We start from the raw sequence: 20242 nt of genomic DNA on the forward strand, positions 1-20242 counted from the left end.
TTTAGTTTGAAATATGAATTACGTAGTAATAACTAAAGCCTTGCCCTGGCGCGGGAGCCCTTGCTATACCGGCATTGGGCGGGGCAAGCGAAGCGGGCTCCGTGTTGTTTCCAGTGTTGGATAACTCATTACGGGAGCATGATCATGTCTGAACAATTGCTGGGTGGTTGGTCCGGTTTCCAGCCGGTGGATGAAAAAGACCGCAAGGTTTTCCATCAGGCCACGGAAGGTTTGCTGGGCGTGAAATACGTGCCGCTGGCGGTGTCCACGCAAGTGGTGGCCGGAGAGAACTATATTTTCCTGGCCAGCGCGGAGGTGGTGTATCCCGGCGCGCAGCCGCATCTGGTGGCGGTGTACATCTACCAGCCGCTGGGCGGCAAGCCGCCGCATGTGACCCGCATCGAGAACGTGCGTCTGTAGGCCCTTAGCCAAGACGCTGTTGCGCAACAAGCCCGCCGCCCGGCGGGCTTTTGTTTTGGGCCGCCGCAGCTTGTTCCAGCAGCCATTGTTTGAAGACGCCCATTTCCGGGTCGCGCATGAGGTCCGGACGGTGTATCAGGTAATAAGCGAGGGCGCTACGCAGCGGCGGCGCCGGCAGTTCCCGCAGCCGGCCGGCGGCCAGTTCGGCTTGCAGCAAGGAGCGCCGCGCCAGCGCGTAGCCGCGGCCGGCCAGCGCGGCCTCTATGGCGGCGTTGGAGTCCACGCAGACCACGCCTTGTTCGCAGTCCAGTTCCAGACCGGCGGCGCGGCTCCACAGCCGCCAGTCGCCGCGGTGTTCGTCGTGCAGCAGCCGCTCGCCGCCGAGGGCGTCCAGCCGCGCCGGCAGCGCGGGCGCGCATACCGGCGTCAGTTCGTCGTCCAGCAGCTTGCAGGCGCTGAGGCCGGGGTAATCGCCCAGGCCGTGGCGCACGGCGAAGTGGATGTTTTCGGCGGCGAGGTCGACCACGCGGTTGCCGGTGCTGACGTGGACGTCGATCCGCGGGTGCTCGCGCATGAAGCCCTGCAGCCGGGGCAGCAGCCATTGCGCGCCAAACGAGGGGGTGCAGCTGAGCAGGATTACGCGGCGGGCGCCGGTCAGCCGCGCGGTGGCGTGGTCTATCAGGTCCAGCGCTTGCCGGCAGGCGGCCAGGTAGTCGCGGCCGGCGGCGTTGAGCGTCAGGCCGCGCGCGCGGCGCTCGAACAGCGGCTGGCCCAGGCAGTCTTCCAGCTTGCGCAGTTGCTGGGAGACCGCGCCGGGGGTGACGTGCAGTTCTTCGGCGGCCAGCTTGACGCTGAGCCGGCGCGCGGCGGCTTCGAAGAAGCGCAGGGATTCCAGCGGCGGTTTGGGCATATGAGTTTAGATTTTCTAAATCGTCAATCAGGAAAAATCGTTTGTTTGCGGCATCTATGCGGTTGATGATTTCAGTATCTGGTTTAGCAAAGTTAAATACAAGGCGAAGGGAGAGGCATCATGGGAATGGCGAGCTTGGGTCGTTTGCTGTTGTTGGCGGCCTTGTGGGGCGGCAGCTTTTTGTTCATGCGCATCGCCGCGCCGGCGCTGGGCGCCTTGCCGACGGCGTTTGGCCGGGTGGCGCTGGGGGCGGCGGGCCTGCTGGGGCTGATCGCCTTGTTGCGGGTGGGGCTGTCCTTCAAGGGCAAGCTGGCCGCCACCTTGCTGCTGGGGGTGATCAATTCCGGCTTGCCCTTTCTGTTGTTCGCGCTGGCGGCCCGGGTGTTGCCGGCCGGCTATAGCGCGATCCTGAACGCCAGCACGCCGCTGATGGGGGTGTTGATCGGCGCGGCGGCGTTTGGGGAGCGCATTAGCGCCAACAAGCTGGCCGGCGTGCTGATCGGCCTGGCCGGCGTGGCGGTGCTGACGCAGACGGGCCCGCTGGCGACGGGAACGGCGGCTTTGTGGGGCGTGGCGGCCTGCCTGGCGGCCACCGCCTGTTACGGCCTGGCCGGTTTTCTGACCAAGCGCTGGATTGCGGACCGCGGCGGGCTGGACAGCCGCGTGGTGGCCCTGGGCAGCCAGTTGGGTGCGGTCTTGCTGCTATTGCCCTTGATGGCCTGGCAGGCGAGCTCCCAGCCGCTGGGGTGGCCGGAGGCGGGGGCGGAGGTGTGGCTGGCGATGCTGGCCTTGGGCCTGCTGTGCACGTCGCTGGCCTATGTTTTGTACTTCCGCTTGATAGCCGACGTCGGCCCGCTGAAGGCGCTGACGGTGACGTTTCTGATTCCGCCCTTCGGCATTTTCTGGAGCTGGCTGGCGCTGGGAGAGACGGCGACGCTGTCCCAGGCGCTGGGCGGCGCCTTGATCGCGCTGGCGCTGTGGCTGGTGCTGCGGCCGGAAGCGCCGGCGGCGCGCGCCGCCGCGCCGGACGAGGATTGGTCGATCTAGCGGCGGCGCGGCGCGGGCTTAATTGAGCAGCAGATAGCTGATCGGGCTTTCTCCGCAAGCCGCCAGCCCGCATTCCAGGAATACGGACAGGGCGTTGCCCAGCAGCAGGGCCATGGTCAGGGCGACGCCGGCCTTGGCCAGCCGGCCCAGCTGCGCCGGGGGCTGACGGTCGAAGCTGTGTTCGCGCTGACACTGCATCAGCAGCAGGCCGCAGCCGATGAAGACGGCGAAAAAGGCGATCGCGGCCCAGGTGTAGAAATGCAGGCCCAGGATGGGCGGGCCGAAGCCGGCGTCGCCGGGGGCGATGTGCAGCAGCACTTGACGGCCGGCCACGGCGAAGCCGGCGGCGGCGGCCAGCAGCATCATGCCGTAATGGCCGGGCTTGTCGCCCAGCAGCACATTGGCGGCCAGCGCCACCGCGATGGCGCACAAGGCCACGCGTTGCAGCAGGCAGAGCGGGCAGGGCAGCTCATGCTGGGCGAACTGGAAGTAGAAGGCGACCAGCAGCATCAGGTTGATCAGCAGCAGGCCCAGTTGGTTCAACTTGTCGGTGAGGTTGTGCGTCATGTCGGGCTCCTCACAGCGAAATGGGCAGACTGCTGGTGGCGTGGAACTTGAACCAGTACAGGGTGAGCGCGAAGGCCAGGCCCCAGCAGGCGTAGGCCCATTGGCGCTTGCGCAGGATCAAGGCCAGCAATGAGGCGGCCAATAGCAGAAACAGCAGGGTATCCATCGGGAATTCCTTAATGTGGCGGGCCGGCGGAGCCGGCCTGGGTGGTGGTTGCCAATCAATATTAGCGCTTGCTTAATGTTGTGTGAATAGCTTGTTTGCAGGCGGCAGTGCGAAATTTGCCGTTGAATCAGTACATTCGCCATTCGTATCGTATAAAACGGCGCGCAGGGCGGCGATGGGAAACGGCGGCCTTTTGCCGCGCGCGGCGGCGCTTGGCAGGCTTTTTGCATTAAAGCAGTTGTTAGCATTGCCTCAAGGCCGCCGCCATGTCCGCTTCCCATCCCGCGCCGCTTTACGCGGTGAAAGTTCGCCGCGATTACAACAGTTGGGTGGCGCGCGAGTCGCTGGAAGACTATGCCTTGCGCTATACCCCGCAGAGCTTCCGGCGCTGGTCGCCGTGGCGGGTGGCGCACACCGCGCTGGGCGGAGCCGCCGCTTTTCTGGTGTTGGAGGCGGTGGGCGCGGCGATGCTGACGGCGGGCGGCTTCGTCAATGCGGCCTGGGCCATTCTGGCGGTGGGGCTGGTGATTCTGCTGGCCGGCCTGCCTATCAGCGTTTACGCCGCCCGCTACGGCGTGGACATGGATCTGCTGACCCGCGGCGCCGGCTTCGGCTATCTGGGTTCCGCCGTCACCTCTTTGCTGTACGCGGCCTTCACCTTTATTTTCTTCGCGCTGGAAGCGGCCATCATGGCCTATGCGCTGGAGTTGGGCTTTGGCCTGCCGCCGGCCTGGGGCTATGTGCTGTGCACCGTGGCGGTGCTGCCGCTGGTGGCCCACGGCGTCACCGCCATCAGCCGGCTGCAAGTCTGGACCCAGCCGCTGTGGCTGGGCTTGTTGTTGCTGCCCTATGGTTTCGTGCTGGCGCGCCAGCCGGAGGCCTTGAGCGGCTTTTGGCACTACGCCGGGGCGGAAGGCGGTGCGGGCGGCTTCGATCTGCGTCGTTTTGGTGCGGCTTTCGGCATCGGCGTCGCCTTGATCGCGCAGATGGGGGAGCAGGCGGACTATCTGCGCTTCATGCCGCCGCCCGCCGCCGGCCAGCGCCGCCGCTGGTGGCTGGCCTGCCTGGCCGGCGGCCCCGGCTGGGTATTGCCCGGCATGCTGAAGATGTTGGGCGGCGCGCTGCTGGCCTGGCTGGTTCTGGACCATGGTCAGGTCGGCGGGCCGGCGCTGGATCCGGCGCGCCAGTATTGGTTCGGCTACGCCCGGATCTGGGGCGACGGCCGGCTGGCGCTGGCGGCGACGGTGCTGTTCGTGCTGCTGTCGCAGCTGAAGATCAATGTCACCAACGCCTACGCCGGTTCGCTGGCCTGGTCCAATTTCTTCGCGCGGCTGACCCATAGCCATCCGGGGCGGGTGGTGTGGGTGGCTTTCAATCTCTTGATCGCGCTCTTGCTGATGGAGCTGGAGATTTTCCAGGCGCTGGCGCACGTGCTGGCGCTGTTCGCCAATCTGGCCATCGCCTGGATGGTGACCGTGGCGGCGGATTTGGCCATCAACAAGCCGCTGGGGCTGAGCCCACCGGGCATTGAGTTCCGCCGCGGCTATCTTTACGACGTCAATCCGGTGGGACTGGGTTCGCTGCTCCTGGCCTCGGCGGTTTCGGTGTCGGCGCATCTGGGGGCGCTGGGCGAGCAGATGCAGCCGCTGGCCCCCTTCCTGTCTTTGCTGACCGCCTTGCTGGCCACGCCGGCGCTGGCCTGGCTCAGCGGCGGTCGTTATTACCTGGCGCGACAGCCGGCGTCGCCGCCGGCTCCGCCGCAGCGCTGCGTATTGTGCCGCCGCCTGTACGAGCCGCCGGACATGGTCAGTTGCCCGGCGTATCGCGGCTGGATCTGCTCCCTGTGCTGCACGCTGGACGCGCGTTGCGAGGACCGCTGCAAGCCCAAGGCGCGGCTGGACAAGCAGTGGCGCGCCTGGCTGAGCCGGCTGCTGCCGCGGGGCTGCCGGCCGTATCTGCAACGCGGCCTGGCCGATTATCTGCTGCTGATGACGCCCATGCTGGCGGGGCTGGGCCTGCTTATGGCCGGCTTGTCCTTTTGGGCGCGGAGCCGCCCGGCCTTAGAGGGGCTGGCGGCGCGGCTGCCGCAATTGGGCGCGGGCCTGCTGCTGGGCTGCAGCGTGCTGGCCTGGTGGCTGGTCTTGTTGCGGCAGAGCCGGCAGGTGGCGCGGCAAGAGTCCAAGCGGCAGACCCAGCGCTTATTGCGCGAGATCGCTTCCCACCGCCGCACCGACGCCTTGCTGCAAAAGGCGCGCCGCGACGCGGAGCAGGCCAATCAGGCCAAGAGCCGCTACGTGAGCACGCTCAGCCATGAGCTGCGCACGCCGCTGAACAGCATGCTGGGCTATGCGCAGATCCTGGACGGGGACCCGGAGATTCCGCCGTCGAAACGGCCGGCGCTGGCGGTGATCCGCCGCAGCGGGGATCACCTGCTGTCGGTGATCGAGGGCACGCTGGATCTGGCGCGGATAGAAAGCGGCCGGCTCAGCCTGGAGCCGCGGCCGCTGGACTTCGCCGCGCTGATCGGCCAATTGACGGCGATGTTCCAGCTGCAGGCGCGGGACAAGGGCCTGGGCTTCCGCTTTCTGCCGCAAGGCGAGTGGCCGGCGCTGGTGCGCGCCGACGAACGGCGGCTGCGGCAGATTCTGATCAATTTGCTGGGCAACGCGGTCAAGTTCACCGCGCATGGCGAGGTCAGCCTGGGCCTGCGTTATCAGGGCGAGGTGGCGTGTTTTGAAGTTGCCGACACCGGGCCCGGCATCGCGCCGGAGGAGGCCGAGCGCGTGTTCGAGCCGTTTGAGCGCGGCGGCGGGGCCGCCGGCCAGAGCGGCAGCGGGCTGGGCCTGACCATTGCGGGCATGCTGACCTCGCTGATGGGCGGGGAGCTGAGGCTGGACAGCCGGCCGGGCGGGGGCTGCGTGTTCACGTTGCGTCTGTTCCTGCCGCGGCTGGGCGCCGCGCCGGCGGCGCCCTTGTCGGCGCGCGTCGGCTACCAGGGTCGGAGGCGGCGGGTGCTGCTGGTGGACAATCATGAGCAGGACCGGGAGATGCTGGCCAGCGCTTTGTCGCCCCTGGGTTTCGAGGTGGAGCAGGCGGCCGGCGGCCAGGCTTGCCTGGACTGGCTGGAGCAGGCGCGGACGTTGCCGGATCTGGTGTGCATGGATCTGGCGATGCCGGGCCTGGACGGCTGGGAAACCCTGCGGCGTATCCGTCGCCGGCACGGCGACGCGCCTGCGCTGGCGGTGATTTCCGCCAACGCCTTCGAGCGGGGGCAGGACAACGACGCGGGCATCCGCGCCGAGGATTTCTTCGTCAAGCCCATCCGCGTCGAGCAGCTGCTGGACTGGATAGGCCGACGCTTGCAGCTGGAGTGGCTGAGCGGCGCGGAGCCGGCGCTGCGCTGGCCGCCGGAGGAGGCGCTGGACGAGTTGCGGCAGGCTTTGCGGCGCGGCTATCTGCGCGGCGCGCGCGCCGCCCTGCTGCGCTTGGAGGTGGGCGCGCTGGGGGCGGACCCGGCTTACGGGCCGTTTCTGGCGCGGGCGCGGTGCCTGCTGGACGGCTGCCGGCTGGACGAGTTGCTGCGATGGCTGCCGGGAGCGCCGGCGTGAGCGCGCCGCGGCCGGAGCGGGCGACGGCGCTGATCGTGGATGATCAGCCGGAAAACCTGGCCTTGCTGCACGATGCGCTGGACCTGGCCGGCTACCGGGTCTTGCTGGCCACGGACGGCGCGGCGGCCTTGGGCCGCGCCGCCGAGTGCCGGCCGGACATCATTCTGCTGGACGCGTTGATGCCGGGCATGGACGGTTTCGAGACGGCGCGGCGCTTGAAGGCGGGGGCGGAAACGCAGGCGATTCCCATCGTGTTCATGACCGGGCTCAGCGACAGCGAGCACGTGCTGGCGGCGTTTGCCGCCGGCGGCGCGGATTACGTGATCAAGCCGCTGCGGCCGGCGGAGGTGCTGGCGCGGCTGGCCGCCCATATCGGCAGCGCGCGCCAGTTATGCCGGGCGCGGCAGGCGCTGGAGGCTTCGGGCCAGGCCTTGCTGGCGGCGGACCCGGCCAGCGGCCGGCCGCTGTGGCTGACTGAGCGCGCGCGCGGCCTGCTGCAAGCCCACGGCTGGTCCGAGGCGGCGCTGGCGGCGCGTTGGCGGCCCTGGCTGGCCCAGGCCGCGGCGGGGGCCAGCCTGACCTTGGCGGAAGGCGGCGGCGCGGCCTTGCTGGCGCGGCGGCTGGCCGGGGACGAGTGCCTGCTGGCCTTGAGCGAGGCGGGAGATGGCGCCGCGCCGCGGCGCCTGATGCGGGCGCTGGGGCTGACTCCGCGCCAGGCTGAGGTGCTGCATTGGCTGAGCCTGGGCAAGACCAACCGCGATATCGGCGACATCCTCGGCATGAGTCCGCGCACCGTCAACAAGCACCTGGAGCATGTGTTCGCCCGCCTGGGGGTGGAGACCCGCACCTCGGCCGCGGCGCTGGCCTTGCGCAGCGCCGGCGGCGGGTGACGGGGCATACGTCATGTAACGTATTCCGGCCGGGCGGGCCGGGGCTTAGTCTGATCCTGCAGTGCAACAATTCCTCGCCGGGCCGGCCGGACGGCCTCCCGTCGCTTCAGGATCGCCCCAGGAGCTTCCCATGTTGATTCGCCCTCATGTCTTGTCTTCCCTTGCGCTGAGCCTGGCGCTGAGCGGCTTCGGCGCCGCGCCGGCTCTCGCCGCCGACACCATCAAGGTGGGGGTGCTGCACTCCCTGTCCGGCACCATGGCCATTTCCGAAACCTCGCTCAAGAATATGGCGCTGTTCGCCATCGACCAGATCAACGCCGAAGGCGGGGTCTTGGGCAAGAAGTTGGAGCCGGTGGTGGTGGACCCGGCGTCCAACTGGCCGCTGTTCGCGGAGAAGGCGCGCCAATTGCTGAGCCGCGACAAGGTGGCGGCGACCTTCGGCTGTTGGACTTCGGTGTCGCGCAAATCGGTGTTGCCGGTGTTCGAGGAGCTGAACGGCCTGCTGTTCTACCCGGTGCAGTACGAGGGCGAGGAAATGTCGCCCAATGTGTTCTACACCGGCGCCGCGCCCAATCAGCAGGCGATCCCGGCGGTGGAATACCTGATGAGCAAGGAGGGCGGCGGCGCGCGGCGCTTCTTCCTGCTGGGCACGGATTACGTCTATCCGCGCACCACCAACAAGATTCTGCGCGCCTTCCTCAAAACCAAGGGGGTCAAGGACGCGGACATCCAGGAGGCCTACACCCCGTTTGGCCATAACGATTACCAGACCATCGTCGCCAACATCAAGAAGTTCGCCGCCGGCGGCAAGACCGCGGTGGTGTCCACCATCAACGGCGACTCCAATGTGCCGTTCTACAAGGAGCTGGGCAATCAGGGCCTGAAGGCGGCCGAGGTGCCGGTGCTGGCGTTCTCGGTGGGCGAGGAGGAGCTGAAGGGCATCGACGCCAAACCGCTGGCCGGCCATCTGGCGGCCTGGAATTACTTCATGAGCGTGAGAAATCCGGTCAACGCCAAGTGGGTGGCGGACTACCGCGCCTGGGCGCGCAAGAAGGGCGTTGCCGGGGCGGACAAGCTGGTGACCAACGATCCGATGGAGGCGACCTATGTCGGGGTCCGGCTGTGGGCGCAGGCTGTGCGCAAGGCCGGCGGCACCGATACGGCCGCGGTGAGCAAGGCCCTGGCCGGGCTGCGGATGGACGCGCCGTCCGGCTTCACGCTGGAAATGGACGCCCGCAACCATCATTTGCGCAAGCCGGTGATGATTGGCGAGATTCAGCCCAACGGGCAGTTCTCGGTGGTGTGGAAGAGCCGGAGCGTGGTGCGCGCCCAGCCGTGGAGCCCGTACCTGCCCGGCAACGACAAGCGGCCGGACACCCCGGTGAAAAGCAAGTGAGCCGGAAAGGAGCCCGCCATGTCCTGGAGTAAAGCCCTGCCTTGGGCGCTGGCGCTGTGGTGCGCCGCGGCCGGCGCCGGCCCCTTGGCCGAGCTGGCCGGCGCCGATCCGGCCGAACGCGCCGGCTTGATTGAAAGCTGGGCGCCGCGCCCGGACGCCGAGCGCCGCGCGGCGGTGGCCGCCTTGGAGCAGGGCCGGCTATTGCAGTCCGCCGACGGTCTGCGCGTGCTGTGGCAGCGGCCGGACGGCGCGCTTGGCGACGCGGTGTCCGGCCAGCCGGCGGCGGGCGACGCCGCCAGCCTGGAACCGCTGCCGTTGAACAACCGGCTGCGCGGCGCCCTGGCGGTGTTTCACGCGGTCGACGAACTGGCTGCGGCCGATCCCGGGCGGCGGCTGGCCGCGGTCCGCGCGCTGGCCGACAGCGGGAACCCGGCGCTGCTGCCCTTGCTGAGGGAACGCTTGGCGAGGGAGGGTGACGCCGAGCTGCGGCGCGCGCTGGAACGGGCCGGCGCCCGCCTCTCGCTGAGCAGTCCGGACCCGGCGCAGCGGCGGGCCGCCGCCATGGCGCTGGCGGACAGCGGCGATCCGGCGGCCTTGGCCTTGCTGGCGCCCTTGACCGACGCCGTCGCGGAAAACGATGCCGAAGTGCGCGCCGCCGCGATGAGGGCGCAAGCGGCCATCCGCGCCAGCGTGCGGATAGACAATCTGCTGGGCGCGGCCTTCGCCGGCCTCAGCCTGGGTTCGGTGCTGCTGCTAGCGGCCTTGGGCCTGGCCGTCACTTACGGCCTGCTGGGGGTGATCAATATGGCGCATGGCGAGATGCTGATGCTGGGGGCCTATGTCGCCTACGCGGCGCAAAGCCTGTTCCACAGCCGCTGGCCGGCCGCCGCCGACGCCTATCTGGCGCTGGCCTTGCCGGCGGCCTTCCTGCTGACCGCCGCCGTGGGCATGGCGCTGGAGAGGCTGGTGATCCGCCACCTCTACGGCCGCCCGCTGGAAACGCTGCTGGCCACCTGGGGCATCAGCCTGGTGTTGATGCAGCTGGTGCGGACCTTGTTCGGCGCGCAAAACGTGGCGGTGGCCAACCCCGGCTGGCTGAACGGCGGCTGGGCCTTGAGCCCGGCGCTGACGCTGCCCTACAACCGCATCGCCGTCATTCTGTTCTCCGCGCTGACGCTGGGCCTGGTCTGGCTGGCGCTGAACCGCAGCCGGCTGGGCCTGTTTGTGCGCGCGGTGACTCAGAACCGGCGCATGGCGGACAGCCTGGGCGTGGCCACCGGGCGAGTGGACATGTTGGCCTTCGGCCTGGGCAGCGGCATCGCCGGCCTGGGCGGGGTGGCGCTGAGCCAGATCGGCAATGTCGGCCCGGACCTGGGTCAGGGCTATATCGTCGACAGCTTCATGGTGGTGGTGCTGGGCGGCGTGGGCCAGCTGGCCGGCGCGGCATGGGGCGCGCTGGGCCTGGGCGTGGCCAACAAGCTGTTGGAGCCGGCGCTGGGCGCGGTGCTGGGCAAGATTCTGATCCTGGCCGGCATCATTCTGTTCATCCAAAAACGTCCGCAAGGCCTGTTCGCCCTCAAGGGCCGGGCCGTGGATTAGGAGCCGCCATGCATCTTCCTTACTCTTTACGGCTCTTGTCCGGCCTGGGCCGACGGCGCTGGGGCGCGGCGGCGCTGGTGCTGGTCTGGCTCGGTCTGCTGGCCTTGCCCTTGCTGCATGTGTTCGCGCCGGCGGACAGCGGCTGGCGGGTGTCGGCCTATGTTCTGACCCTGGCGGGCAAGATTCTGTGCTACGCGGTGCTGGCCTTGGCCTTGGACCTGGTCTGGGGCTATGCAGGCTTGCTCAGCCTGGGCCACGGCCTGTTCTTCGCGCTGGGCGGCTACGGCATGGGCATGTATCTGATGCGTCAGATCGGCGGCGACGGCGTTTACCAGAGCGCGCTGCCGGATTTCATGGTGTCGCTGGACTGGCGGACGCTGCCGTGGTTCTGGCAGGGCAGCGAATACCTGGCCTGGGCCCTGTGCCTGGCGGTGGGCGCGCCTGGATTGTTGGCGCTGGGCTTTGGCTGGCTGGCTTTCCGTTCCCGCATCCGCGGCGTGTATTTTTCCATCATCACCCAGGCGCTGACCTATGCGGCGATGCTGCTGTTCTTCCGCAACGAAACCGGCTTTGGCGGCAATAACGGCTTTACCGGCTTCAAGCGCATCCTGGGCTTCGGCATCGCCGAGCCGGCCACCCGCGCCTGGCTGTTCGTCCTCAGCGCGCTCTTGCTGTCGCTGGCTTTGCTGGGGGCGTTCCGGCTGACGCGCGGCAAGTTCGGCCGCGTGCTCACCGCGGTGCGCGACGCGGAGTCGCGGCTGATGTTCTGCGGCTACCGGCCGCAAGACTACAAGCTGGCGGTATGGGTGTTGTCCGCCATGCTCTGCGGCCTGGCCGGGGCCTTGTACGTGCCGCAGGCCGGCATCATCAATCCGGGCGAGATGTCGCCGGGCAATTCGATCGAGGCCGCCGTCTGGGTGGCGGTGGGCGGCCGCGGCACCTTGATCGGACCGGTGCTGGGCGCCGTCTTGGTCAATGCCGCCAAGAGCTGGTTCACCGTGGCCTTTCCGGAGTACTGGCTGTTCTTCCTGGGCGGGCTGTTCATCGCCGGCACCCTGTTGCTGCCGCGCGGCTTGATGGGCTGGCTGATGCGAGGCCGCGGCGCTTGAGGCGGCCGCGCGTTTATTGATTTTCTGGATATGCGACATGAATACAGCAAGCGAAAATCCCGTTCCGCGCGGACAGTGGGAGGGCGAGGCGGTGGGCTTGTCCCGGCCATTGACGCCGGGGCTGGACATTCGGCACGGACAGATATTATATCTTGACGATGTCATAGTTGATTTCGACGGTTACCGCGCGCTGAACCGTTTGACGCTGTCGATCGCCGTCGGCGAATTGCGCGTGGTGATCGGCCCCAACGGCGCCGGCAAGACCACGATGATGGATGTGATCACCGGCAAGACCCGGCCGGACGCGGGCAGCGTGTTCTTCGGCCAGACCCTGGACCTGCGCAGATACGACGAGGCCGAGATCGCCCAACTGGGCATAGGGCGCAAATTCCAGAAGCCCACGGTGTTCGAGGCGATGACGGTGGCGGACAACCTGGAGCTGGCGCTGGCCGGAGACCGCTCGGTGCGCGCCAGCCTGCGCGCGCGCCTGGGCGCGGCTCAGCGCCGCCGCGTCGACGAACTGCTGGAACGGGTGCGGCTGCAGGAGCAGCGCGGCCGGCTGGCCGGCCTGCTGTCGCACGGCCAAAAGCAATGGCTGGAGATTGGCATGCTGCTTGCTCAGCAACCCAAGCTGCTCTTGCTGGACGAGCCGGTGGCAGGCATGAGCGACGCCGAAACCGAACAGACCGCGGAGCTGCTGCTGAGCCTGAAGGGCGAGCATTCCCTGATGGTGGTGGAACACGATATGGATTTTGTCGCCAGCCTGGGCGGCCGGGTGACGGTGCTGGCCGAAGGCGCGGTGCTGGCGGAGGGGACGCTGCGGCAGGTGCAGGCGGACGAGCGGGTGATCGAAGTGTATCTGGGGCGCTGACATGCTGGAAATCGACGGACTGGAACAGTATTACGGCGGCAGCCGCATCCTGCGCGGGATCAGCCTGCGCGCCGAGACGGGGCGGATCACCTGCCTGCTGGGGCGCAACGGCGCGGGCAAGAGCACGCTGCTCAAATGCCTGAGCGGGCAATTGCCGGTACGCGGCGGGCGCATGCGCTGGCGCGGCGAGGACATCGCCGCGCTGGCGCCGCATCAGCGCGCGGCGCGCGGCATCGCCTATGTGCCGCAGGGGCGCGAAATCTTTCCGCGGCTGACGGTGGAGGAAAACCTGCGCTTGGGGCTGGCGCGCTTCTCCGGCGCGGCCGGCCGCCGCTTGCCGGACAGCGTGTTCGAGATGTTCCCGGTGCTGTACGAGATGCGCGGCCGCCGCGGCGGCGACCTGTCCGGCGGCCAGCAGCAGCAATTGGCGATTGGCCGCGCCTTGGCCGGGCGGCCGTCGCTGCTGATGCTGGACGAGCCGACCGAAGGCATCCAGCCCTCCGTCATCAAGCAGATCGGCGCGGCGATCCGCCAATTGGCGGCCGGGGGCGAGATGGCCATCCTGCTGGTGGAACAGTATTACGACTTCGCCGAGGCGCTGGCGGACCGCTACCTGGTGATGGCGCGCGGCGAAGTGGTGCAAAGCGGCCTGGGCGGGGACATGCGGGCGGACGGCGTGCGCGGGCTGCTGGCGATCTGAGCGATGCGACGCGATGCCGCCGCCGTCGGCCTGCCGCCGCCCTGGGCCGCCGAACTGGAGCTGAGCTACCGGCGCCGCGACGGACGCACCATTCCGGTGCGGCGGCGGCATTGCGGCCCCTTGCGGGTGCAGCGCCACTTCACCGACGACGCCGGCCAGTGCCAGCACATCATCGTGCATCTGCCGGGAGGCATGGCCGGCGGCGACAGCCTGAGCCTGACGGTGACTTTGGAGGAGGGCGCGGACGCGTTGCTGACCAGCCCCGGCGCCGCCAAGTGGTACGACGGCTTCGGCCGCCCGGCCAGCCAGCGGCTGGAGCTGAGCTTGGCCGCCGGCGCGCGGTTGGAATGGCTGCCGCTGGAAACCATTCTGTTCGCCGGCGCGGAGGTGAGCTTGCAAGGCCGCGTCCAGCTGCAGGGCGACGCCGCGCTGCTGTACGGCGACGTGCTCTGCCTGGGGCTGCCGGCCTGCGGCGAGCGCTTCGACCGCGGGCTTTGGCGTCAAAGCCTGGACATAGAACGCGACGGCCGCTTGATCTGGTGCGAGCGCGCCGCCTTGGCCGGCGGCGACCGCATGCTGGACGCGGCGGTCGGAATGGGCGGCCAGACCGCGGTCGGCCTGCTGTTGTGGGCCGGGCCGGCGCTGCCGGAGGCCTTGCATCAGGCGGTATTGGCGCTGCCGCTGGCGGGCCGCGCCGCCGCCAGCCAACTGCCGGACGTCTGGCTGGCGCGCTTCATCGGCGACAGCGCCGAAGCCGCCCATCATTGGCTGCGGCGGGCGCGGCGCTTGCTTTACCCGTTCACCCACGGCCGCGCGGCGCAGGAGCCGCGCATCTGGGCGACTTGACCCTTCAATGAGAAATGGGACTTCACGATGGAATTGACGCCCAGAGAAAAAGACAAGCTCTTGATCTTCACCGCCGGCCTGCTGGCGGAACGCCGCCGCGCGCGCGGCCTGAAGCTGAATTATCCGGAGGCGGTGGCCTATATCAGCGCCGCCGTCATGGAGGGCGCGCGCGATGGGCGCAGCGTGGCGGAGCTGATGCATTACGGCGCCACCTTGCTGGGCCGCGAGGACGTGATGGACGGCGTGGCCGAGATGATCGCCGACATCCAGGTGGAAGCCACTTTTCCGGACGGCACCAAGCTGGTCACCGTCCACCAGCCCATTGTATGAGGAGGCCGCGATGATTCCCGGACAGATCCAGGCCGCCGAGGGCGAGATCGAGCTCAACGCCGGCCGCCGCACCCTGACGCTGACGGTGGCCAATACCGGCGACAGGCCGATCCAGGTGGGCTCGCATTATCACTTCGCCGAAACCAACGACGCCTTGCGGTTTGACCGCGAGGCCGCTCGCGGCTGCCGGCTGAACATCGCCGCGGGCACCGCGGTGCGCTTCGAGCCCGGGCAGGTCCGCAGCGTGGAGCTGGTGGAGCTGGCCGGCCGGCGCCGGGTGTACGGCTTTCAGGGCAAGGTGATGGGGGCCTTATGAAAATCAGCAGACAGGCGTACGCCGAGATGTTCGGCCCCACCGTCGGCGACCGGGTGCGCTTGGCCGACACCGAATTGTGGGTGGAAGTGGAGCGCGACTACACCGTATACGGCGAGGAGGTGAAGTTCGGCGGCGGCAAGGTGATACGCGACGGCATGGGCCAGGGCCAGGGCCTGGCGGCGGAAGTGGCCGACACGGTGCTGACCAATGCGCTGATCCTGGATCACTGGGGCATCGTCAAGGCCGACATCGGCCTCAAGGACGGCCGCATCGCCGCCATCGGCAAGGCCGGCAATCCGGACATCCAGCCCGGCGTCGACATCGCCATCGGCGCCGCCACCGAAATCATCGCCGCCGAAGGCATGATCGTCACCGCCGGCGGCATCGACAGCCATATCCATTTCATCTGCCCGCAGCAGATCGAAGACGCCCTGATGTCCGGCGTCACCACCATGATAGGCGGCGGCACCGGGCCGGCCACCGGCAGCAAGGCCACCACCTGCACGCCGGGGCCGTGGCATCTGGCGCGAATGCTGGAAGCGGCGGAAGCCTTTCCGATGAATCTGGGCTTCACCGGCAAGGGCAACGCCAGCCTGCCGGAGCCGCTGCGCGAGCAAGTGCGCGCCGGCGCCATCGGCCTCAAGCTGCACGAAGACTGGGGCAGCACCCCGGCGGCGATAGACAACTGCCTGACGGTGGCGGACGAGATGGACGTGCAAGTGGCCATCCACACCGACACCCTGAACGAATCCGGCTTCGTCGAGGCCACGCTGGCCGCGTTCAAGGGCCGCGCCATCCACACCTATCACACCGAGGGCGCCGGCGGCGGCCACGCGCCGGACATCATCAAGGCCTGCGGCCACGCCAATGTGCTGCCCAGCTCCACCAATCCCACCCGGCCGTTCACGGTCAACACCATAGACGAGCATCTGGACATGTTGATGGTCTGCCATCACCTGGATCCGGGCATCGCCGAGGACGTGGCCTTCGCCGAAAGCCGCATCCGGCGCGAAACCATCGCCGCCGAGGACATCCTGCACGATCTGGGCGCCTTCGCGATGATGTCCTCGGACAGCCAGGCGATGGGGCGGGTGGGGGAAACCATACTGCGCTGCTGGCAGACGGCGGACAAGATGCGGCGCCAGCGCGGCCCCTTGCCGGGCGACGGCCCCGGCCACAGCAATTTCCGGGTCAAGCGCTACCTGGCCAAGTACACCATCAATCCGGCCCTGACCCACGGCATCGCCCACGAGGTGGGCAGCGTCGAAGCCGGCAAGCTGGCCGATCTGGTGCTGTGGCGGCCGGCCTTCTTCGCGGTCAAGCCCAGCCTGATCCTCAAGGGCGGCGTCATCGCCGCCGCCGCGATGGGCGATCCCAACGCCAGCATCCCGACACCGCAGCCGGTGCACTACCGGCCGATGTTCGGCAGCTGCGGCGCGGCGGTGGCGCGCGGCAGCGTCACCTTCGTGTCGCAGGCGGCGCTGCAGGCCGGCGTCGGCGCGGAACTGGGCCTGCGCAAGCGGCTGGTGGCGGTGCGGGGCTGCCGTCAGCTGAGCAAGGCCGATCTGATCCACAACAATTACCTGCCGCATATCGAGGTGGACCCGCAAAACTACCAGGTGCGCGCCGACGGCGAATTGCTGTGGTGCGAACCGGCCGAGCGCCTGCCGCTGGCGCAGCGTTATTTCTTGTTTTGAGAGGATGCCATGTTGTTGCTGACACGCCGCGCCGACGATGCGAGCGCCTGGGACGATGAGTTGCTGATGAGTTACGAACTGCGCGGCAAGCGCCGGCTGCGCACCCGCAGCGCCGCCGGCGAAGACTGCGGCCTGTTTCTGGAACCGGGGCCGCCGCTGGCCGACGGCGAGGTGTTGCAGGCCGAGGATGGCCGCCGGGTGAGGGTGGCGGCCGCGACGGAGTCCTTGCTGCATGTCTGTTGCGCCGACGCCGTCGCGCTGACCCGCGCCGCCTACCACCTGGGCAACCGCCATGTGCATCTGCAAGTGGGCGAGGGCTGGCTGCGGCTGTTGGACGACGAGGTGCTGGCGCGGATGCTGGAGCAGATGGGCGCGCAGGTGCGAAAAATCGACGCGCCGTTCCAGCCGGAGTCCGGCGCTTACGGCGGCGGCCACCATCACTCCCACGGCAAGGAGGCGGCCTTCCAGTATCCGCCGCGGTTGCATCAGTACGGCGCGGCATGAGCGCGCTGGCGCGGCTGCAACTGATGCGGCTGGCCAGCCCCGGCCTGCCTATCGGCGCGTATAGCTATTCGCAAGGGCTGGAGAGCGCGTTGGAGCTGGGCCTGGTGCATGACGCCGCCAGCGCCGCCGCCTGGCTGGGCGATGCGCTGCAAGGACCGCTGTCCCGTTTCGAAGCCGCGCTGCTGGCCCAGGCCTGGCGCGCGCTGGCCGCCGACGAGCAGCCGGCGCTGACGCGGATCAATCAGCAATTGCTGGCCAGCCGCGACAGCCGCGAACTGCGGCAGGAAACCGTGCAGATGGGGTATTCGCTGCGCCGCCTGCTGCAAGCGTTGCCGGAATGCGCCGGTTTGCCGTGGCCGGCCGGGCTGGAGCAGCCGGAGCTGGCGCTGCCGGCGGTTTGGGCGCAGGCGGCGCGCGCCTTGGGCGTGGACGAGGCCGGCGCGGTGGACGCGTATCTATGGGGCTGGCTGGAGAATCAGGTCACGGTTCTGCTCAAGGCGATGCCGATGGGGCAGACGGCCGGCCAGCAATTATTGTCGGCCTTGTTGCCGGCGGCGGCGGCCGCAGGCGCCGAGGCACGGCGGCTGCCGGCGGACCAACTGAGCAATTTCGCCCCCGGCCTCGCCTGGGCGGCGATGAAGCATGAAACCCAGTACAGCAGGCTGTTCCGGTCTTGAGCCGGAGGCCGCTATCTCAAGGAGAAAGCAATGAACACGACAGGACTCGCCCAGGGCCGCGGGCCGTTGCGGGTGGGCATAGGCGGGCCGGTGGGCTCGGGCAAGACCCATCTGACCTGGGCGCTGTGCGCGGCGCTGCGCGACAAATACAATGTCGCCGCCGTCACCAACGACATCTACACCCAGGAAGACGCGCAATTCCTGGTCCAGCACCAGGCGCTGGCGGCGGATCGCATCATCGGCGTCGAGACCGGAGGCTGCCCGCACACCGCCATCCGCGAAGACGCGTCCATCAATCTGGAGGCGGTGGCGCGGCTGAACGCGCGCCATCCCGGCCTGGACCTGATCTTCATTGAAAGCGGCGGCGACAATCTGGCCGCCACCTTCAGCCCGGAGCTGTCCGATCTGACGCTGTACGTGATCGACGTGTCCGCTGGCGACAAGATTCCGCGCAAGGGCGGGCCGGGCATCTGCAAGTCGGACCTGCTGGTGATCAACAAGATCGATCTGGCGCCGCTGGTGGGGGCCTCGCTGGAGGTGATGGCGCGCGACGCCGGCCGCATGCGCGGCGAACGGCCCTTCGTGTTCTCCAATCTCAAGCTTGGCCAGGGGCTGAACGACATCATCGCCTTCATCGAAACCCAGGGCATGCTGCAACTTGACGTCTCGGGAGCTGAAAATGACCTTTCTGCGTAAATTCACGCCGGCCGCGCTGGCGCTATTGCTGGCCAGCGGACTGGCCCAGGCTCACCCCGGCCACGCCGTCGCCGGCTTTTCCAGCGGCCTCGAGCATCCGCTTGGCGGGTTGGACCATTTGCTGGCCATGCTGGCGGTGGGTTTGTGGTCGTGGCGGCTGGGCGGCGCGGCTCGCTGGCAAGGGCCCTTGACCTTCATGGCCATGTTGGCCGCGGGCGGCGTGTTGGGCTGGCTGGGCGTGAGCGTGGCGGCGCTGGAAAGCGGCATCGCCGCCAGCGTGATCGCGCTGGGCCTGCTGCTGGCCTTCGCCTTGCAGCCGCGGCGCGGCCTGGCCTTGGCGGCGATCGCCGGCTTCGCCTTGCTGCACGGCGTCGCCCACGGCCAGGAAATGCCGCACGACGCCTCCGGCCTGGCTTACGCCGCCGGTTTCGTGCTGGCCTCCGGCCTGCTGCACGCGGCCGGCTTGCTGCTGGGACGGACGGAAACGCGCCTTGCCTTGGGCGAGCGGCTGGGGCGCGTCGCCGGCGGCGGCATCGCCGCGTGCGGAGTGCTGATGCTGGGCGGCTGGGTCTAAGCGGCTTCTAAGCCGCTTCTAAGAACGTGTTTACGATCTCGTGAGCAAGAGCGAGACAAGGCGAAAACCGCTGAGAAATGAGCATTTCGAAGTGCTACTCGCCGCGCCCGGTTTCACGAAGCGCAGCAGATCGTAAACAGGTTCTAAGCGCGCGTCGCGGCGTCGCGGCCGGGCTGGGCCGCCCGCTCCCGGATCAGATCCAGCTCATTGTGGGCGTCCTGCGCCATCTCCGCCGCCAGCCGGCAGAGTTGGGCGATGTGCTCGCGCGTTTGAGAGTCAGCCGTTTCGTTCAGGCGTTCGATCGCGCGCATCAGCGAGGCCAGCGATTGCAGCGTGTCCATGGCGCTGGCGGCGACGGCGCGTTCCGCTTGAGTGGATAAGGGCATGGCGGCGTTCAAACGCTGAGCGCTTGCGGGCACACCTGGAGGCGCAGATTGGTGTGGCGCAGGCTGTAGCCGGTTTCCGCGCAGTAAAGCGCGCCGGTGTGGCGGTCCGCCCACAATCTCCGGCGCTGGATGCTGACCGCGCAGACCCGGCGCGGCAGCACGCCCTTGGGGGTGTGCAGCGCGGCCTTGACCACGGGCAGGGGTTTGAGCAGGCGCAGGCTCTCCACGGCGATGCAGCTGCCGTAGTCGGTAAGCCGGGGGCGAAGCGGCGGGAAGGTCATGCCAATCTCCATTCCTCACAAGGCGGTCGGCATAGCCTATCAATAAAGATATTAAGCAACAATAACCACTAGGTTATCTACGGCAGAGTGTTGCGTATCGGCCCATGGCCGCGCGCCGGCTCATTCCGCCGCGCCGCCCGCCCAAGCGTCCGCCGGCTGCGGCTGAGGGGGCTCCTGAGTCAGCGCTTCCACCATGCCGCGCAGGCTGATCAGCGCTTTGCGGCTGAGAGTCTGCCCGCGCACGCCGCGATGCAGATCGTCGATCAACAACTGCAGCAAGGCGCGTTCCGACAGCGCGGCCTCGAACTCCGCCACCCGCGCGTGCAGCGGCGGCAGGGCGTCGATGTCGCCTTCCTGATCCAGCCAGTAGCGGGGCAGGTTCAGCCGGTTTTCGATGTGGCGGGCCAGGTGTTCTCCCATGCCGCGGCCGCTGGGAGCGTCCGAGAACAGGCGGTAGATTTGCGGAGGGCGGCGATCGATCAGCTCCGCGAGTCGGGAAACGGTTCCGTCAAAATCGCGTTCGATCAACAGGCCCAGCTTGTGGCGGCGGATTTCGGTGGTGTTCATGTTTGCTATTCAAGCCTAAATATATCCGGCTGGTAAGCTGTCATATGGTTATTGATTTATATATCCGACAGGCCATGCCTGGGGT

23 protein-coding genes are annotated in these 20242 nt (G+C 68.3%); 17 read left to right on the forward strand and 6 right to left on the reverse strand.

Features of this window, described 5'->3' with window-relative positions; translation table 11 throughout:
* Positions 1 to 144: 144 nt before the first annotated feature.
* The gene (locus JC616_RS10265; protein WP_107801776.1) at positions 145 to 420 is read left to right on the forward strand and encodes a hypothetical protein; all 276 of its coding nucleotides are present in this window, start codon (positions 145 to 147) and stop codon (positions 418 to 420) included.
* A gap of 4 nt (positions 421 to 424) precedes the next feature.
* On the opposite strand, the gene JC616_RS10270 is transcribed toward JC616_RS10265, so the two are convergent.
* Positions 425 to 1330 (reverse strand): LysR substrate-binding domain-containing protein, encoded by a 906-nt coding sequence (locus tag JC616_RS10270; protein ID WP_227108087.1) that lies wholly within the window; start codon positions 1328 to 1330, stop codon positions 425 to 427.
* A gap of 120 nt (positions 1331 to 1450) precedes the next feature.
* On the opposite strand from JC616_RS10270, the gene JC616_RS10275 reads away from it, so the two are divergent.
* Positions 1451 to 2377 (forward strand): DMT family transporter, encoded by a 927-nt coding sequence (locus JC616_RS10275; protein ID WP_227108089.1) that lies wholly within the window; start codon positions 1451 to 1453, stop codon positions 2375 to 2377.
* Positions 2378 to 2395: 18 nt separating this feature from the next.
* On the opposite strand, the gene JC616_RS10280 is transcribed toward JC616_RS10275, so the two are convergent.
* Together JC616_RS10280 and JC616_RS10285 are read right to left on the reverse strand one after the other, a co-directional pair.
* Complete coding sequence (locus tag JC616_RS10280; protein ID WP_107799321.1) at positions 2396 to 2944, reverse strand: disulfide bond formation protein B; 549 nt, start codon at positions 2942 to 2944, stop codon at positions 2396 to 2398.
* A 10-nt stretch (positions 2945 to 2954) separates the two neighbouring features.
* Complete coding sequence (locus JC616_RS10285) at positions 2955 to 3110, reverse strand: DUF5993 family protein (RefSeq protein ID WP_158274275.1); 156 nt, start codon at positions 3108 to 3110, stop codon at positions 2955 to 2957.
* 266 nt (positions 3111 to 3376) lie between these two features.
* Here JC616_RS10285 and JC616_RS10290 point away from each other — a divergent pair, with 266 nt between their 5' ends.
* From JC616_RS10290 to JC616_RS10360, 15 genes are all read left to right on the forward strand, one after another.
* A complete protein-coding gene (locus JC616_RS10290) occupies positions 3377 to 6718 on the forward strand; it encodes an ATP-binding protein (protein WP_227108091.1) in 3342 nt (1113 codons plus the stop codon).
* Complete coding sequence (locus tag JC616_RS10295; protein ID WP_227108093.1) at positions 6694 to 7608, forward strand: response regulator transcription factor; 915 nt, start codon at positions 6694 to 6696, stop codon at positions 7606 to 7608. Before JC616_RS10290 ends, JC616_RS10295 begins: the two co-directional genes overlap by 25 nt.
* 130 nt (positions 7609 to 7738) lie before the next feature.
* On the forward strand, positions 7739 to 9004 hold the full coding sequence (gene urtA / locus JC616_RS10300) for an urea ABC transporter substrate-binding protein (protein WP_227108095.1): 1266 nt from the start codon (positions 7739 to 7741) through the stop codon (positions 9002 to 9004).
* Between the two features lie 18 nt (positions 9005 to 9022).
* Complete coding sequence (gene urtB / locus JC616_RS10305) at positions 9023 to 10603, forward strand: urea ABC transporter permease subunit UrtB (protein ID WP_227108097.1); 1581 nt, start codon at positions 9023 to 9025, stop codon at positions 10601 to 10603.
* An 8-nt stretch (positions 10604 to 10611) separates the two neighbouring features.
* Positions 10612 to 11712: an urea ABC transporter permease subunit UrtC gene (urtC, locus tag JC616_RS10310; protein ID WP_227108099.1), complete on the forward strand. Its 1101-nt coding sequence runs from the start codon at positions 10612 to 10614 to the stop codon at positions 11710 to 11712.
* A 37-nt stretch (positions 11713 to 11749) separates the two neighbouring features.
* A complete protein-coding gene (urtD, locus tag JC616_RS10315) occupies positions 11750 to 12583 on the forward strand; it encodes an urea ABC transporter ATP-binding protein UrtD (RefSeq protein ID WP_227108101.1) in 834 nt (277 codons plus the stop codon).
* 1 nt (position 12584) lies between these two features.
* Positions 12585 to 13283, forward strand: coding sequence for an urea ABC transporter ATP-binding subunit UrtE (gene urtE / locus JC616_RS10320; protein ID WP_227108104.1), 699 nt, complete (start codon positions 12585 to 12587; stop codon positions 13281 to 13283).
* 3 nt (positions 13284 to 13286) lie between these two features.
* On the forward strand, positions 13287 to 14129 hold the full coding sequence (locus JC616_RS10325; RefSeq protein WP_227108106.1) for an urease accessory protein UreD: 843 nt from the start codon (positions 13287 to 13289) through the stop codon (positions 14127 to 14129).
* 27 nt (positions 14130 to 14156) lie between these two features.
* Positions 14157 to 14459, forward strand: coding sequence for an urease subunit gamma (gene ureA / locus JC616_RS10330; protein WP_107799313.1), 303 nt, complete (start codon positions 14157 to 14159; stop codon positions 14457 to 14459).
* A gap of 10 nt (positions 14460 to 14469) precedes the next feature.
* A complete protein-coding gene (locus tag JC616_RS10335) occupies positions 14470 to 14775 on the forward strand; it encodes an urease subunit beta (protein WP_107799312.1) in 306 nt (101 codons plus the stop codon).
* A complete protein-coding gene (gene ureC / locus JC616_RS10340) occupies positions 14772 to 16472 on the forward strand; it encodes an urease subunit alpha (protein WP_227108108.1) in 1701 nt (566 codons plus the stop codon). The genes JC616_RS10335 and ureC overlap by 4 nt, the downstream gene beginning before the upstream one ends.
* 9 nt (positions 16473 to 16481) lie before the next feature.
* Positions 16482 to 16976, forward strand: a complete 495-nt coding sequence (ureE, locus tag JC616_RS10345; RefSeq protein WP_227108110.1) for an urease accessory protein UreE — start codon at positions 16482 to 16484, stop codon at positions 16974 to 16976.
* Positions 16973 to 17653 (forward strand): urease accessory protein UreF, encoded by a 681-nt coding sequence (locus JC616_RS10350; protein WP_107799309.1) that lies wholly within the window; start codon positions 16973 to 16975, stop codon positions 17651 to 17653. Before ureE ends, JC616_RS10350 begins: the two co-directional genes overlap by 4 nt.
* 30 nt (positions 17654 to 17683) lie before the next feature.
* A complete protein-coding gene (ureG, locus tag JC616_RS10355) occupies positions 17684 to 18349 on the forward strand; it encodes an urease accessory protein UreG (protein ID WP_227108112.1) in 666 nt (221 codons plus the stop codon).
* Positions 18333 to 18923 carry a HupE/UreJ family protein gene (locus JC616_RS10360; protein ID WP_227108114.1) on the forward strand — a complete coding sequence of 197 codons (591 nt, stop codon included), beginning with the start codon at positions 18333 to 18335 and terminating at the stop codon, positions 18921 to 18923. The genes ureG and JC616_RS10360 overlap by 17 nt, the downstream gene beginning before the upstream one ends.
* A 143-nt stretch (positions 18924 to 19066) precedes the next feature.
* Here JC616_RS10360 and JC616_RS10365 read toward each other — a convergent pair whose 3' ends face one another.
* The 3 genes from JC616_RS10365 to JC616_RS10375 all read right to left on the reverse strand — a co-directional run bounded on the left by JC616_RS10365 (position 19067) and on the right by JC616_RS10375 (position 20157).
* Positions 19067 to 19309 carry a hypothetical protein gene (locus tag JC616_RS10365; RefSeq protein ID WP_227108116.1) on the reverse strand — a complete coding sequence of 81 codons (243 nt, stop codon included), beginning with the start codon at positions 19307 to 19309 and terminating at the stop codon, positions 19067 to 19069.
* Positions 19310 to 19317: 8 nt separating this feature from the next.
* Positions 19318 to 19590: a hypothetical protein gene (locus JC616_RS10370; protein WP_107799305.1), complete on the reverse strand. Its 273-nt coding sequence runs from the start codon at positions 19588 to 19590 to the stop codon at positions 19318 to 19320.
* A gap of 120 nt (positions 19591 to 19710) precedes the next feature.
* On the reverse strand, positions 19711 to 20157 hold the full coding sequence (locus JC616_RS10375; RefSeq protein ID WP_107799304.1) for a hypothetical protein: 447 nt from the start codon (positions 20155 to 20157) through the stop codon (positions 19711 to 19713).
* Positions 20158 to 20242 lie beyond the last annotated feature (85 nt).

It is taken from the genome of Chromobacterium rhizoryzae (assembly GCF_020544465.1).
Taxonomy (GTDB): Bacteria; Pseudomonadota; Gammaproteobacteria; order Burkholderiales; family Chromobacteriaceae; genus Chromobacterium.

Excerpts from the sequence above, each read along its gene's own strand:
- ureA (WP_107799313.1), top strand. The coding sequence starts at position 14,157 with ATGGAATTGACGCCCAGAGAAAAAGACAAGCTCTTGATCTTCACCGCC.
- JC616_RS10335 (WP_107799312.1), top strand. The coding sequence starts at position 14,470 with ATGATTCCCGGACAGATCCAGGCCGCCGAGGGCGAGATCGAGCTCAAC.
- ureG (WP_227108112.1), top strand. The coding sequence starts at position 17,684 with ATGAACACGACAGGACTCGCCCAGGGCCGCGGGCCGTTGCGGGTGGGC.
- JC616_RS10325 (WP_227108106.1), top strand. The coding sequence starts at position 13,287 with ATGCGACGCGATGCCGCCGCCGTCGGCCTGCCGCCGCCCTGGGCCGCC.
- ureC (WP_227108108.1), top strand. The coding sequence starts at position 14,772 with ATGAAAATCAGCAGACAGGCGTACGCCGAGATGTTCGGCCCCACCGTC.
- urtC (WP_227108099.1), top strand. The coding sequence starts at position 10,612 with ATGCATCTTCCTTACTCTTTACGGCTCTTGTCCGGCCTGGGCCGACGG.
- JC616_RS10290 (WP_227108091.1), top strand. The coding sequence starts at position 3,377 with ATGTCCGCTTCCCATCCCGCGCCGCTTTACGCGGTGAAAGTTCGCCGC.
- JC616_RS10285 (WP_158274275.1), bottom strand. The coding sequence starts at position 3,110 with ATGGATACCCTGCTGTTTCTGCTATTGGCCGCCTCATTGCTGGCCTTG.
- JC616_RS10375 (WP_107799304.1), bottom strand. The coding sequence starts at position 20,157 with ATGAACACCACCGAAATCCGCCGCCACAAGCTGGGCCTGTTGATCGAA.
- JC616_RS10365 (WP_227108116.1), bottom strand. The coding sequence starts at position 19,309 with ATGCCCTTATCCACTCAAGCGGAACGCGCCGTCGCCGCCAGCGCCATG.
- JC616_RS10265 (WP_107801776.1), top strand. The coding sequence starts at position 145 with ATGTCTGAACAATTGCTGGGTGGTTGGTCCGGTTTCCAGCCGGTGGAT.
- JC616_RS10350 (WP_107799309.1), top strand. The coding sequence starts at position 16,973 with ATGAGCGCGCTGGCGCGGCTGCAACTGATGCGGCTGGCCAGCCCCGGC.
- urtA (WP_227108095.1), top strand. The coding sequence starts at position 7,739 with ATGTTGATTCGCCCTCATGTCTTGTCTTCCCTTGCGCTGAGCCTGGCG.
- urtB (WP_227108097.1), top strand. The coding sequence starts at position 9,023 with ATGTCCTGGAGTAAAGCCCTGCCTTGGGCGCTGGCGCTGTGGTGCGCC.
- urtE (WP_227108104.1), top strand. The coding sequence starts at position 12,585 with ATGCTGGAAATCGACGGACTGGAACAGTATTACGGCGGCAGCCGCATC.
- urtD (WP_227108101.1), top strand. The coding sequence starts at position 11,750 with ATGAATACAGCAAGCGAAAATCCCGTTCCGCGCGGACAGTGGGAGGGC.
- ureE (WP_227108110.1), top strand. The coding sequence starts at position 16,482 with ATGTTGTTGCTGACACGCCGCGCCGACGATGCGAGCGCCTGGGACGAT.
- JC616_RS10295 (WP_227108093.1), top strand. The coding sequence starts at position 6,694 with ATGGCTGCCGGGAGCGCCGGCGTGAGCGCGCCGCGGCCGGAGCGGGCG.
- JC616_RS10370 (WP_107799305.1), bottom strand. The coding sequence starts at position 19,590 with ATGACCTTCCCGCCGCTTCGCCCCCGGCTTACCGACTACGGCAGCTGC.
- JC616_RS10270 (WP_227108087.1), bottom strand. The coding sequence starts at position 1,330 with ATGCCCAAACCGCCGCTGGAATCCCTGCGCTTCTTCGAAGCCGCCGCG.
- JC616_RS10360 (WP_227108114.1), top strand. The coding sequence starts at position 18,333 with ATGACCTTTCTGCGTAAATTCACGCCGGCCGCGCTGGCGCTATTGCTG.
- JC616_RS10275 (WP_227108089.1), top strand. The coding sequence starts at position 1,451 with ATGGGAATGGCGAGCTTGGGTCGTTTGCTGTTGTTGGCGGCCTTGTGG.
- JC616_RS10280 (WP_107799321.1), bottom strand. The coding sequence starts at position 2,944 with ATGACGCACAACCTCACCGACAAGTTGAACCAACTGGGCCTGCTGCTG.